Source organism: Marinobacter gelidimuriae, assembly GCF_000372805.1.
Taxonomy (GTDB): domain Bacteria; phylum Pseudomonadota; class Gammaproteobacteria; order Pseudomonadales; family Oleiphilaceae; genus Marinobacter; species Marinobacter gelidimuriae.
Window position 1 is genome coordinate 50,317 of record NZ_KB889872.1, and the last position, 13,772, is coordinate 64,088.

The 13,772-nt window shown below is 58.0% G+C and carries 7 protein-coding genes; 2 read left to right on the forward strand and 5 right to left on the reverse strand.

Going from position 1 to position 13,772, the window contains the following annotated elements; all coding sequences use genetic code 11:
- Nucleotides 1-39: 39 nt before the first annotated feature.
- Nucleotides 40-1,776: an ABC transporter transmembrane domain-containing protein gene (locus A3OI_RS0105570; protein WP_018403325.1), complete on the reverse strand. Its 1,737-nt coding sequence runs from the start codon at nt 1,774-1,776 to the stop codon at nt 40-42.
- 132 nt (nt 1,777-1,908) lie between these two features.
- Here A3OI_RS0105570 and A3OI_RS0105575 point away from each other — a divergent pair, with 132 nt between their 5' ends.
- Nucleotides 1,909-3,528, forward strand: a complete 1,620-nt coding sequence (locus A3OI_RS0105575) for an ABCB family ABC transporter ATP-binding protein/permease (protein WP_018403326.1) — start codon at nt 1,909-1,911, stop codon at nt 3,526-3,528.
- Between the two features lie 29 nt (nt 3,529-3,557).
- Here A3OI_RS0105575 and recD read toward each other — a convergent pair whose 3' ends face one another.
- Genes recD through recC form a run of 3 tightly spaced genes read right to left on the reverse strand, consistent with a single transcriptional unit; the run spans nt 3,558 to nt 13,263 of the window.
- Nucleotides 3,558-5,948 (reverse strand): exodeoxyribonuclease V subunit alpha, encoded by a 2,391-nt coding sequence (recD, locus tag A3OI_RS0105580; protein WP_018403327.1) that lies wholly within the window; start codon nt 5,946-5,948, stop codon nt 3,558-3,560.
- Complete coding sequence (gene recB / locus A3OI_RS0105585; protein WP_018403328.1) at nt 5,945-9,700, reverse strand: exodeoxyribonuclease V subunit beta; 3,756 nt, start codon at nt 9,698-9,700, stop codon at nt 5,945-5,947. The genes recD and recB overlap by 4 nt, the downstream gene beginning before the upstream one ends.
- Nucleotides 9,697-13,263: an exodeoxyribonuclease V subunit gamma gene (gene recC, locus A3OI_RS0105590; protein WP_018403329.1), complete on the reverse strand. Its 3,567-nt coding sequence runs from the start codon at nt 13,261-13,263 to the stop codon at nt 9,697-9,699. The genes recB and recC overlap by 4 nt, the downstream gene beginning before the upstream one ends.
- Before the next feature lie 33 nt (nt 13,264-13,296).
- Between recC and A3OI_RS22615 the strand changes: the two genes are divergently transcribed.
- Nucleotides 13,297-13,539, forward strand: coding sequence for a hypothetical protein (locus A3OI_RS22615; protein WP_155903022.1), 243 nt, complete (start codon nt 13,297-13,299; stop codon nt 13,537-13,539).
- Here A3OI_RS22615 and A3OI_RS19440 read toward each other — a convergent pair.
- Nucleotides 13,527-13,772, reverse strand: a 246-nt coding sequence (locus A3OI_RS19440; RefSeq protein ID WP_018403331.1) for an IS66 family transposase, incomplete at its 5' end; no start/stop codon positions are given. The genes A3OI_RS22615 and A3OI_RS19440 overlap by 13 nt on opposite strands.

Below are 13,772 nucleotides of genomic sequence, written 5' to 3' on the forward strand. Positions count from 1 at the left end.
ATTGCAAAATTATGAGAGCTACGGTAGCACAAAACAACGCTATTCTCCAGTTTGGCTGCGGAACTGGAGCTGCGCCAGGCGCTGGTAGAGGCTGTTTTCCTGCATTAATTGCTGATGGCTGCCCACCGCCAGTAAACGGCCTTGGTCAAACACCGCAATGCGATCTGCATCCCGCACCGTGGCCAGGCGGTGGGCAATCACCAGCGTGGTACGGCCGGTTGTGAGTGCTGGCATGGCCTGCTGAACCAGGTTCTCGCTATGGGCATCCAGCGCGCTGGTGGCTTCGTCTAGCAGCAGAATGGGAGCATCCGCCAATAGCGCACGGGCAATGGCCAGGCGTTGCTTCTGGCCACCGGACAGCCCCAACCCGCCATCACCCAGTCGGGTTTGGTAGCCGTCGGGTAGAGCCACGATAAACTCATGGGCGTGGGCAATGCCGGCGGCCTCTTCGACATCTGCCTGAGTCGCCTGCGGACGTGCGTAGCGAATGTTATCGGCAACCGTACCGTGGAACAGCGCAGGGTTCTGTGGCACCAAGGCAAAGCAGCAGCGCAGGGCTTGCAGTGATACATCACGGGTATCCGTGCCATCAATGCGCACGCAGCCGCCGCTGGGTTGATAAAAGTGTAGCAGTAGATCAAACAAGGTGGATTTGCCCGCCCCTGATGGTCCCACGATCGCTAACGTCTCGCCTGCCCGCACCTCAAGGCACACGTCCTGCAGGGCGGGTTGAGCACTGCGGCCCGGGTAGCTGAACGTCAGGTGTTCAAGACGTATTCCACCTTTTACCGGCTGAGGAAACTGCTCGGGTAAATCGACCGCGCGCTGAAACTCAGACTTGGTCTGCAATAGTTCGAACAGTCGTGCGGCCGACCCTGCCGCCCGTTGCAGTTCTCCGATCACTTCGCTGATGGCGCCGGCGGCAACACCTACTAATAAGCTGTAAAATACAAAGGCGGCCAGCTCGCCTGGTGTAATGCGGCCGTAAATCACATCCAGACCCCCAATCCAGATCACCACGCCCACCGCTCCCATCACCAGAGTAATGGCCATGGTGGTTAGCCAGGCGCGCTGGCGAATGCGGGCATGGGCGATATCAAAGGCGTTTTCAGAAACTTCAGAAAAATGCTGGCGGTCGTGGGGCTGATGGTTAAACGCCTGCACGGTTTTTATCTGGGTTAAATTTTCGCCCACGTAGCTGCCCACATCGGCTACCCGGTCTTGGCTTAAGCGCGACAGCTGCCGCACGCGGCGGCCAAAAATAACGATGGGCACAATCACCAGCGGAAAACCCAGCACTATTACTGACGCCAGCTTGGCGTTGGTGATAAACAACAGCAGCAAACCGCCGACCAGCATCAGCGCGTTTCGCAGCGCAATCGACACCGTGGAGCCAATCACTGATTGCAGCACCGTGGTATCAGCCGTAAATCGCGACTGTATTTCCAGCGCCCGGTTGCTCTCGAAAAATCCTGGGTTCAGATCAATCAAGTGGTTGAACACCCGTTTACGGATATCGGCGACTACCCGCTCGCCAATCCACGACACCAGATAAAACCGGGCGAAAGAACCCGCCGCCAGGCCAAGAACCAAAACAAAAAACAGTCCCACAGCCCGCGCCAGATTGGCCGGTGACTCGGTGGCCAACCCTTGGTCCACCAGAATACGTAGCCCCTGACCTAATCCAAGGGTGATTCCCGCCGTAATAACTAGGGCCACTATCGCACCAGCAACGGCTTTGCGATAGGGATGAATAAACCCGACAACCAGTTTCAAAGCCTCGCGATGAACGGTGTTGATAGTGTGCCTCCTGATGAGTGGGTACTGTAAACTCCCGCAGACTTACGATCTGTATTGCCAAAGGGTTTATCATACGCCCCTCTGCTCTGTGACCATTAAGGAATCTCTGTGCGCCCCTACGCCGATAACGACTACCCTGCCAACCATAAGCCGGACTGGAAAATCATCGCCGGCCTGTGGCCCTACCTGGCGGAATACCGTGGCCGGGTGATACTGGCGGTCAGCATGCTGATCATGGCGAAAGTGGCCATAGTCACTACGCCGATTGCATTGAAATACATCGTCGATTATCTGGATCAAAATCGTGGCGCTGACATGGTGCTGTGGATCCCGCTGATGTTAGTGCTGGCCTATGGCGCGCTGCGTTTTGGTAGCACCCTGTTCAATATTGTGCCCACCCTGCTCGAAATCGCGATGGTGGCAGGCATTCTGCTGGTCGCCTTCAACGTCAGTTACGTGCTGGCGATACTGGTGTCAGTGGTGGTATTCGTGGTTTTTTCTATCCGCGTGACCGAATGGCGCACGGCCTTCGTGCGCGAAGCCAACAACCGCGACAACCAGTCTAACTCCCGTGCTATCGACAGCCTGCTGAACTACGAAACCGTTAAATACTTTAATAACGAGCGCTTTGAAGCCGAGCAATACGACGAAGATCTGGATTTGTGGGAGCAGGCGAGGCTTAAAAACCGCACGTCTATGGCGGTGCTGAACATTGGCCAGGCGTTTATTATTGGGTCCTCTATGGTGGCCATTATGGCCATGGCCGTACGCGAAGTGGCCAGTGGGCAGATGACCCTGGGCGACTTCACCATGGTGAATGCCTACCTGATCCAGTTGTTCATTCCGCTGAATGCTTTGGGGTTTGTGTACCGCGAAATTCGCCAGTCACTGGTGAATGTAGAGCGCCTGTTCGGTTTATTGGGCGACAAGCCGGCGATTGAAGACGCCGCCGATGCCAAAGCCCTGGCGATCACAAAAGGTGACGTGCAATTCCACGACGTGCGCTTCAGCTACCATCAGGAACGGGCCATTTTGAAAGGCGTGAACATCACCATACCCGCAGGCCACACCATTGCGGTAGTTGGCGCCAGCGGTGCTGGTAAATCCACCTTGGCACGGCTGCTGTTCCGCTTTTTTGATGTAAACAGCGGCAGCATCACCATTGATGGGCAAGACATTCGCAACATTACCCAAGATAGCCTGCGCTCGGCCATTGGTGTGGTGCCGCAAGACACCGTGCTGTTCAACGACACCCTTTACAGCAACCTGGCCTACGGCCGCCCCGGCGCCAGCGAAGCCGAAATACACCACGCGGTCCGCCAGGCCAACCTGGATGGGTTTATCCGTAGCCTGCCGGATGGCTATAGCACCAGAGTGGGTGAACGTGGACTGAAGCTTTCCGGTGGCGAAAAACAACGCGTTGCCATTGCTCGTGTATTACTGAAAAACCCGCCGTTGCTGATTTTGGACGAAGCCACTTCATCGCTGGACTCGATCTCTGAACAGGCCATTCTGGATGCCCTTAACGAGGTTACCCAACAGCGCACGACGTTGGTAATCGCGCACCGCCTATCCACTGTGCGCGACGCCGACACCATTCTGGTGATGGACGAGGGCCAGATTGTGGAGAGCGGTGGGCATAATGAGTTGCTGGCGAAAGATGGTTACTACGCAAGGCTTTGGTTACAGCAACAGCATAGCGATGATGAAACATCAGCAGAGAATTAAATGCCAGCGTCACCGCCATAGCAGCATTATCAGTTCACTGGTGTCGCACCAAGCACCGCACCCAACCCCGAAGCCCGCACCACCTGCTGCCCCACGCTGTCGCTGAATACGCTGGCGTCACCGGTTATCAAACTGAACCAGTTTCTTGCCCGGGTAATGCCGGTGTAAATCAGCTCTCGCGTTAATACCGGGCTTACTCGGTCGGGCAGTATCAGGCAGGTGTGGTTGAACTCCGAACCCTGGGCTTTATGCACGGTCATGGCGTACACGGTTTCCAGCTGTTGCAGTCGGCTGGGTGAAATCCAGCGGATGTCGCCGCTGCCGTCGCTGGTGGGAAAAGCCACGCGCAACACTGTCTGTGTTTTCTCGTCATCGCTTTGCGGGTCCGTGACCGCGCCCATGGCCAAGGGAACGCTGAAGGTAATGCCGACGTCGCCGTTCATCAGCCCCAGGTTGTAATCGTTACCGGTAACCAGCACCGGCCGCCCGGCGTACCAGCCTTCGGCTCGCGGAATCAGCCGTTGCGCCAGCAGGTGACGGGCGATCAAGTCGTTCAGCCCATCTACGCCCCAGGGCCCTCGGCGCAGGGCGCAAAGTATTTGAAAATCACTGAAAGCTTGCAATACCGATTTGGCCAGTTGGTCCCACTGCCCGGTTGTGCTGTTGCTGTCCAGATTGTGATCCTGCATCAGTGTTAAGTAGCGGCGGTAACCCACCGGTGGCGGAAGAGGCTGGCCGTTGCCATCAACTCGTCCTTCCCCGTTATTATTGAACGCCTGCTGGCTACCACTGACCGCATGGCCACAGATCAGCGCTTGGGTGCTCTCCAGGGATGATTTTTTGCTGCGGCCATTCAGCCACACTACGTCCTCAAAGGTTGCGTCACGGGCCTGCTGCAGGGTGTCGGCGCTCAGCGTGTTGGTGTTAACCGCTTCGGCCAGATGGCGAATGCCGCTGCCTTCGGCAAAGCGGTAACTCTTACGCAGCATGGCCACCGCCTGGTCCAGAGGCTGGCCGTTTGAACCCTGCAAGACCGCTGGAATGTCGGTGCCGGTGACGGCTTTCAGCCATTGCACTGTTGCTGGCAGATAATGCCCGTCAGACGCGCGCTGGCACAATTCGCCCAGCACCGCACCGGCATCTACCGAGGCTAGCTGATCTTTGTCGCCCAGAAGTATCAGCTGGGCGCTTGCCGGCAGTGCATCGAACACCGACGCCATCATATCCAGATCCACCATGGAGGCTTCGTCAATCACCAGAATATCCACCAACAGGGGGTTGTCCCGGTTGTGGCGGAATTTGCGAGTGTTCGGACGGCTGCCAAGCAGCCTGTGCAGGGTGGTTACCTTGGTGGGTATATCCGCCAATGCGACCTGCCCCGGTAATTGTGCCAAGGGCAGCCGGCTGACAGCGCCGCCGATGGATTCGTTCAGTCGCGCCGCGGCTTTGCCTGTCGGCGCGGCCAGGCGAATGCGGTACTTTCTACCTTTCTTCCCGTCCCGCCCTTCCCGCTCCGGTGACTCGCCTGCGACTGACTGCAAGGCCGCAAGCAGGTTGACCACAGTGGTGGTTTTGCCGGTGCCGGGGCCGCCGGTAATCACTGCAAAGCGGTTGCGGGCCGCCAGGGCACAGGCCAGCTTTTGGTAATCGACAGAGCTTTGGGGATTCTGCGAGTTTAAAGCGCTTTGAGAATTTTGAGAGCTTTGAGAATTTAAAGAGCCCTGCGGTTTAAACAGCACGTCCAGCGCCTGGGTCAAAGTGGCCGCCGCGGGCGATAGCGGGTCAGTCAGAGGGGATGGCTGCGCCAGTCGCTGTTGAATGCCGGCAGCAATGTACTGTTCGTAGCGCCAGAAGCGGCGCAGGTACAGCCGGGTTCCACTCAGCACCAGCGGCGTGGTGTGCGAGCCATCACTGACCGCTAACGCATCGTTCAGTACGGCAAGGCACTCCGGCACGGACACCTGTGCCAACAGATCACTTGGCCGGGTTTGGCCAGGGTCGGTGTTTGTCGGATCTGCGAAAAGCTCTTTATCAGAACTGGCCCGGCTTGCCTTGTTCTGGCTGCTGGCTGCCGTTGGCTCTTCGGGCGGCAGTGACAATGTTGTTGCGGCATCAGCCATCAGAGTCGCAAGGTCCACGCACACGTGGCCGCGGCCCACTTGATGGGAGACCAGTGCGGCGAGCAGTAAAACCAGTGGTGCCGGTGCTTTACCCTGTTCGTCTGATAAATCCCGGATCAGCTGCGCAAAGCGTACGTCTAGCGGGCGTATCCAGCCGGCTTGTTGCCATGCGTCCAGCTGTTCTAGCAGAGCATCGGTGTGCTGCAGGGCAAGCCTGTTATCACGGGAGCTGGCGACAACAGGTGTCGTCTCGTCCAGATCAAAGGCAAACTGGTCATCGAAATTCCGGGTTTTGCTCATGCTGCTTCCTCCGCGGCGGCGGCTTCGCCATCAAACATGGCATCCAGTTGCTCCATCAAGGCTTTCGGTGGCTTGTCGCAAAACGCCCCGGCTCCGGGCGCATGGATGCCGCGCAAAAACAGATAAACCGCACCGCCCACGTGTTGATCGTAATCGTAATCTGGCAGACGTGCTTTCAGCAGCCGGTGCAGGGCCAGCAGATAAAGTACATATTGCAGGTCATAGCGTTTTTCTAAAATGGCTTCGCCCATGGCCTGGTTGGTGTAGGCGCTGTCGTTGTCACCCAGCACATTGGATTTGTAGTCCAGCACGTAATACTGCCCGTTGTGTTCAAACACCAGATCAATAAAACCTTTGAGCATGCCGTTGAAACGCCCGCCTTCTACTCGTGGACGGTCAGCGCCATTGAGGGTGTGTTGGGTAACCAACTTGTCCAGTGCGCGGGTGCTGACGTTGCGGCTTTCAAACCAGAACTCCAGTTCCGGGCGCAGCGTTTTCAGGCTGGCCAGGCTGGTGCTGTCGCCGCTATTACTGCTGTCACTGCCATGGCCCAGCGGCAGCGGCTGGCGGATCAGCGCGAGTATCCAATGTTCCAGAGTGTCTACCCAATCGCTCCAGCCCCGGGTACTGCAGCGGCGGGTGAGCTGTTCTCGCAGCAGCGGTGGGTTGTCCACAAGGTGTTGCAGGCCCTGTTGTACACACCATTCCAGAATATCGTGCAGAAAGGTGCCGGGGCCTGCGCCTTTGGGAAAATAGTGCAGGCTGTGGCTGAGCACAATGGCAGCGTCTTCTTCATCGTTGGTGTGCGTGCTTTCTTCGAGCAGGTTCTGGGTTTCAGCGTCTTCGAACTCGCTGTCAAACACAATGCCGGTGCCAGACAGGCCGCCGTATTCCAGGGATGAGTAGCTGGCAATCCACCAGTCTTCGCGAGCCTCGCGGGTAGACACCCGTGCGAGCCCCAGGGCTCCAGGCGCCGGTTCTGCATAGTGCTGGCCGGTGGCTTCCGGTAACGATTCCACGAAGAGTTCGCTGTGGTCAACGGCCAGCTGCTGCAGGGCGCCACTCAGCGAGTGTTTGGCGGCAGGGTTACCGCTTAGCAGATACCCCAAGCCGCTAAGCTGCCAGTTTTCAATTTCGGTCACGCCTACCCAGGTGGCAAACCGGGCGCGAGTCAAGGCGACGTAGAGTTTGCGGATGTCTTCGCCCAGGCGCTCTTTGTCCGCCTGTTCGACGTCGTTTGGTGTGGGGTCGAACACGGTGATCAGCTGGTCGTTGTCGTCGTGATAACGCACAAACGCCTGTTTCTCGTTTTCAGCGCGGCAGGCGGTGCCAAAGGGCAAAAATACCAGCGGGTATTCCAGGCCTTTGGATTTGTGAACGGTGATCACTTTTACCAGGCCGGCGTCGCTTTCCAGGCGCAGGGTGCGGTGTTCGTCTTCGTCGTCGGCGGCCCGCAGAATGGCGGTGAAGTGGTGCACCAGTGCGTGTTCGCCGTCTAGCTGCAGGCTGTCTTGCTGCAGCAGCTCGGCAATGTGCAGAATGTCGGTTAGCCGGCGCTCGCCGCCGACGCGCTGCAGCAGCCTGCCGGGTACGTCAAAGTCCATCAGGAAACTGCGCAACATGGGCAGCACTCCCTGGCTTTGCCACTGCTGCTGGTAGCCCATGAAGCGCTCGATTTCACGCTCCAGGGCCATCTCGTTGGTCAGTAGCTGGTCAAGATAGGCCCAGGGCAAGCCGAGGGTTGGTGTGGCCAGGGCCGCGCGTGCATAGGCCAGCTGGCGGGGTTCGGCAAAGGCTTTTAGCCAACACAGCACTTCTTTTGACTCTGGAGACGCCAGTACCGAATCCCGGTCAGACAGGTACACGCTTTTTATTCCCCGTTGCCCTAGTGCATCTCGTACCGCTGCAGCTTCTTTACGGTTGTTCACCAGAATGGCAATGTCTTTGGGTTCTACCGGCTCGATGTCACTCAGGTCGGTTTCCAGCGCAAAACCGGCCAGACTTTGCTGCCCTAACGTCAGCAGGCGCGTAATTTCACTGGCGCAGGTGCCAGCCACATCAAGGGTGGCGTTGCCTTTGGCCAGGCCTTTGCGATTGCCGCTTTTGTCGGTGTTTTCGCTTTCACTGGCCCACAGCGTCAGGCTGGGTTGCAGCTCGCCGTTGGTGGCCCAAAGGCGCTTGGTGCCGTTGGCCTCTACCGCCTGAAATGGCAGCGCTGAGGCATTGCCTTTGCCGAATAGAAAAGCGCCTTCGGGGCTGTGTTGGTCGCCATACTCGAACACCCGGTTCACCGCCGCCACCATAGGCCGGGACGAGCGGAAGTTGCGGCCCAGTGTCCAGGTACGGTCGCGGGCGCCGGTGCGGGCGTCCAGATAGGTGTAAATGTCGGCGCCGCGGAAGCCGTAAATGGCCTGTTTCGGATCGCCGATCATGAGTAGGCAGGTGTCCGGATGATTCTCTGCCACCCGGTAAATGCGGTCGAAGATGCGGTACTGAACCGGATCGGTGTCCTGAAACTCGTCTATTAACGCGACCGGGAACTGGCGGCGGATGGTGGCCGCCAGTTGATCACCACGGGGGCCGTGCAAAGCGTCATCCAGCCGGGTGAGCAGGTCATCAAAACCCATTTCCGAACGCTTCTGTTTTTCCGATTCCAACCGCGCCGCAATCCAATGGGTCGAGTGGCGAAGAATATCGGCCTCGGCGCTGGGCAGGTTCTCGCGAAAGGCGATCAGTTCTGCGATAACGTCAAAAGCCTGGTGATGTGGCACATCGCCATCGCCTTTGAGTTTTGTCGCAAGCACGTCTGGTGTCTGGTTCTGAAAGCCGGCTTTCTCCAGCCCGACCGGGTAGAGTTCATCGGAGTTTGCCCAGTCTAGTAATGTGTCCCAGGCCGTAATCATCGGTTTCATACTGCCGCCGTGCAGGCGTTTGCTTTTGTTCAGTGCCAGCAGCATGTCGGTCACTTCGGGCTTCCAGTCCGCCCAGGGGTGGGCTTTCAGTGTTTGTGACTGCTCTTTGCGCTGCTGCATTGTGGCCTCAATCAGCTGTTCTACATCGCCGCTAGTCGCGTCGAGAGAATCAACAGCCAAGAGCAGATTGCGCACCGCCTTTTGCAGTTGGTCCGGGGTTTTCCAGTGGTCAATAACCTCGTCCATCAGCTCCGCTGATAACGGATAGATAAACGTACGCCAGTAATCCCGCACCACTTCGTCCATCAGGCTGCTTTGGTCGGTTTCCAGGGTAAGCCGGAACAAGCTGCCGCTGTCGAAGGCGTGTTCGCTGAGCATTCGGTTGCACCAGGCGTGAATGGTAGACACCGCGGCTTCGTCCATCCACTCCGCTGCCAATAGCAGTTTTTTGCGGCAGTCTGGCCAGGTGGCCGGATCTGGATAGCTGTCATCCCGCAGCTGGTGAATCAGCGCGGTTTCTGCCGTAGGCGTGGTGCTGCCGGCGGCATTGGAAAACACCTCGGCGGCCTGGGTCAGCCGAACGCGAATGCGATCCCGCAGCTCTTTGGTGGCAGCGTCGGTAAAGGTCACCACCAGCAGGTTTGGCGGTACCAGGCCCGCGGCCAGGGCGCTGCCTTCCGGCTGACTGTGGCCCAGTACCAGGCGCACGTACAAAATGGCAATGGTGAAGGTTTTGCCGGTGCCGGCGCTGGCTTCAATCAGGGTGCTGCCGTTCAGGGGGAGCGCGAATGGGTCAAGATTGGGGTTTGGTTTTACTATAAAAGGTGTAGTAGCCGTCATACCTTGTCCTCAAACTGACCGGCGGCGGATTTGTCTTGCTCGGCTTCCCACAGGGGCACGTAGAGCTCGTGCAACAGGGCTTCAAATTCGCCGCTTTCCAGCAGCAGTTCAGCGCTTTCAAAGGCGCCGCGCAAATAGCCGGTGTCGCGTTCCAGCGCGGTGGTGTACGCCTGTTCGGCGTCGCTGATGGCGCGTTCGTGCTCACCGAGAAACTTTTTGCTTTGGTAAAAGCTGTAAATCCAGGCGAAACCGGCTTCACAGTGCACCGGTAACGCGCGGGTGCTCGCGTCCATCCAGCGCGCCAATATGGCGTCCAGGTGCTTACTTGCCGTTTCCTTTGCCAGAGGTGCGAAGCGCACATTGCGCTTTTCTTCTTTGCCCAGAATCAGGGTTTCAAAGGGCTGCGCTGCGATTTGCCCGGCCAGGTGAATCACCCAGTCGCGCATCAGATTGGCGTAGCGAATTTTTTTGGTATTGCCGCTGCCAGTGAGCAGGCTGGAGCCCGCGATGACCAATCGGCAGAGTTTGCCTTCGTGGTTGCGGCGCAGGTGATCAATCAGGTCCAGCACCTCCACCGAGCCGGTGCTGTTGGCCAGACGATATTCAAACGCCAGCGGTTCGCCGACTTCCTCGGGCCATTCGGCCAGCGCGCTTTGATAACGTTCGAACAAATTTGGCAGGCGGCCAGACAGCTCGTTGCGCAGCCGGTGCTCGGTGGTGCCCATGCCCAGGTCACCGCGCCGGGCCATGCAATCCAGGGTGGTTTCCAGGCGGTGTTCCAAGTCTTCCTCGCTACTGGCTTTTAGCAAACCCTGCTCAATCAGTTCGGTGTCCAGGCGCCATCGGTCAAGGCCGTTCAAATCAAAGTTTTCGGTGTCGGTATCGTCGTCTTCCACGTCTTCAAAGCGCACCTGAAGGCGGCGCTGGTAAAACGTGTCTATCGGTTTTTTCAAAAAACCGGACAGGTCATTCAGGGTGACGGGTTCTTCCGGCTGCTGGTACGCTAATGCCTGCTGCTGCGCGTCCGTCGAGACAGTGCCGTGGGCACGTCGCCATTCGTGTTCGTAGGTGAACAAGCTGCGGGCGTGTCGGGTTTGGGGAAAATAGTCGCGGCTGAACGGTTGTAGCGGATGGCAGGTCGTCAGTGCGTCCGTTACCGCGACATCGGGTTGCCCTGGCAGTTGCCACAAGCCGTTCAAGTGATCCTGCAATTGGCCCACCAGCACCGATGGCGGCCTTGGTGAGTCGTCGCGAATGCTGCGCCCTACCCAGCTGATGTAAAGCTGTTCGCGGGCAGACAGCATGGCTTCCAGAAACAGATAGCGATCGTCTTCCCGGCGGGAACGGTCACCGGGCCGATAGTCCTGCGCCATCAGGTCGAAATCTACCGGCGGCCGCGAGCGCGGGTAATCGCCGTCGTTCATGCCCAGCAGGCACACAGTGCGGAACGGTATGGCGCGCATGGGCATCAGTGTGGCGAAGTTCACTTTGCCGGCCAGAAAACGCTGGTTCAGGCCGCCTTCATCCAGGCCGTCCAATAGCACGTCTTTCACAATGTTCAGAGGCAGCCGCTGTTGCTCTAACCCCGCGGCCAGTGTGTCTTCCAGCCACTGTTCCAACTGGCGGCGAAAGCGGTTCAGCAGCAAAAGGTCATGGCCTTCTACCTTGTGGAAAAACTGTTCCAGCATGGCGGCGAACAGCGCTTCCCATTGTTGCGGTGTGCGGCTTGCCTGTAGGTCTTGCCACACTTTTTCCAGGCGGTAAACAAAGTCGCCAAGGCGCCCGGCCAGGCTGGCCTGCAAACCGCCAATCTCGCCGTAGGGCTGAACGCCAGCCCAGGGCTCGTCGTCGCCCATGCCGTAACCGAGCAGCATCGAACGCAGTCCGGATTGCCAAGTGTTGCGATCCAGATCGGCTGGCAGCTCCAGGCTTTCCCGGTGGGCACCGTGCAGGCCCCAGCGAATATTGGCACCTTCTACCCAGCGCCGCGCCAAGGGGATTTCCTCTTCGGCAATCTCGAACCGATCGCGAATGCCAGGCACTTCTAACAGGCTGATGATTTCGCTCACCCCAAAGCGGTGTCGCGGCAGCGACATCAGGGTTTCCAGGGCTATCAATACCGGTTCGTGGTTGCGCTGGCCCTGATCGGAAATGGTAAACGGAATATGGCGTTTGCGCCCGGCGGTATAGCGGCCAAACACCGCCTGAATGTGGGGTGCATACACGTTGATGTCGGGCACCATTACCATGATGTCGCGGGGGCGCAAGGTGGCATCGGCGTTAAACGTGGCCAGCAGCTGGTCGTGCAGTATTTCCACTTCACGCTGCGGGCTGTGGGCGTTGTGAAACACCATGGAATGGTCATCTTGCAGATCAAGCTCGCGTTGTTCATCGCGAATTTCCTGTAGCGGCGTCAGGTTGTAAATATCGTTCTGCAATTGGTTAAGCAGGCAGGTTGTCTGACCTGCACCGTGCTCGGAAAAGATGTCGATCTTCTGATCCGGCGTCTGGAAGCTGTTGCGGTACTCGTCAGGGTTGTCGAATTCGTCCAGCAGGCGAATGTAATCCCGGCCCTGTTTACCCCAGGCCGCCAACAGCGGATTGGCGTGTTGGTGCAGCTGGTCGACATCGTCAATCTGCGACAGCGTGGGGTGGCTGGCACCGCGCTTGCGCTCAGCTTTGAGCAGTTCGCGATCGCTGACAATATCGGCCCAGTAGAACTGCGAAGGGTTGTGAACGCAGAGCACTACCTGGCTAAAACGGCTAAGCACGTATAGGGCTTCAAGCGCCTGGCGTGGCAAAGACGATACACCAAACACCACAATGCGTTTTGGTAAGCGGCTCGGATGGGAAGGCGCGGCAACCTGTTGGCCCTGTTTCATAAAACGGGTGTGAATCTGCGAGCGGCTGGTGTGTGCTTCGGCGCCGGTGTCTTCCACCAGCTTGCGCCACAGCATTGGCTGCCAGCGGGTGTCTTCCTCAATCGGCTTTTCGCCGTTACGGGTGCTGATTACTACATCACGGCCATGCTCCCAGGCCGCCAGCCAATCGGCGCGGAACACCTGGTACTGGTCAAACAGATCCGCCACTTTCTCTGCCAGCTGGAATGCCCGCAAATCGGTGTCGCTGCCGTTCAGAAAGCGCGCCAGCGGGTTGAACGCCTCATCTGTGAGAACAAGTTCCGGTAACAGCCGGTAAAGCCGCCACACCAGCCGGCGTTTATCAAAGGGGGATTGCTCTGGCACCTCGCCGTCCGGCAGCACGGCGCGGTAGGCCTGCCAGATGAATCGCGCCGGAAACAGAAAATCCATACCGGCGGCAATGCCCAAGCCACCTTCGCTGCCATTCTCTGAGCGCTTTTCCGCCAGCGCCAGCTTTAGCCACTGGGCAATACCGTTGCTTTGCACCAGAAACGTCTCGCTTTGCAGCGGCGGCAGTGGGTTTTGTTGGCAGATAAACACCACTGCCCGGCGCAGATCTTCTAGATGATTGGCGTGAACGGCGTGAAAACCGGGGGTAATATGGGAGTTTTCACTGGTGGCATTTGTGGACGGAGCGGCCATGGTCTTCCTTGTCTGGTATGGGGTTCAATCCCGATGCGTCAGCTTAGCGTATGTGACCACAGAAGCGGACAGTCTGAAACCCTGCGCGATGGAAAATCGTCGCAAGGTAAATACCTTACTGAACGGGTGATCATGAGCAGAATAGAGTTGGTCAAAAGTGCTGTGAATGAACAGCTGAACGACAGTTACGATCTGCTGGCCATGCGACTGCTGTTCTCGCCAGAGCACGTTGTTGTAAACATACAAAAGGAAAGCGTAACTATTCAGCTGGTTTGATTTAAAACGGTCGTATCATTACCCGCACCCACCGCCATGAACGGCGGCACACGCCCCTCGAACAAATGCATCAGGGCTTTCGAGGCAGACACGTTCTGCTTACGCGCCGTCGACAAATAACTGCGCACGCGACAGAAAATCTCGGCTCCTTCAAAGGATCGAAAACAACCCGATATTTTCTGCTGCACTTTGAACATACGGATGTCTCGCTCACCTTGGTTGTTGGTAAACGG

What these genes read in the sequence shown, in the direction of transcription:
- recD (WP_018403327.1), bottom strand. Translation starts at nt 5,948, where the DNA reads ATGAGCAAAACCCGGAATTTCGATGACCAGTTTGCCTTTGATCTGGAC.
- recB (WP_018403328.1), bottom strand. Translation starts at nt 9,700, where the DNA reads ATGACGGCTACTACACCTTTTATAGTAAAACCAAACCCCAATCTTGAC.
- recC (WP_018403329.1), bottom strand. Translation starts at nt 13,263, where the DNA reads ATGGCCGCTCCGTCCACAAATGCCACCAGTGAAAACTCCCATATTACC.
- A3OI_RS22615 (WP_155903022.1), top strand. Translation starts at nt 13,297, where the DNA reads ATGCGTCAGCTTAGCGTATGTGACCACAGAAGCGGACAGTCTGAAACC.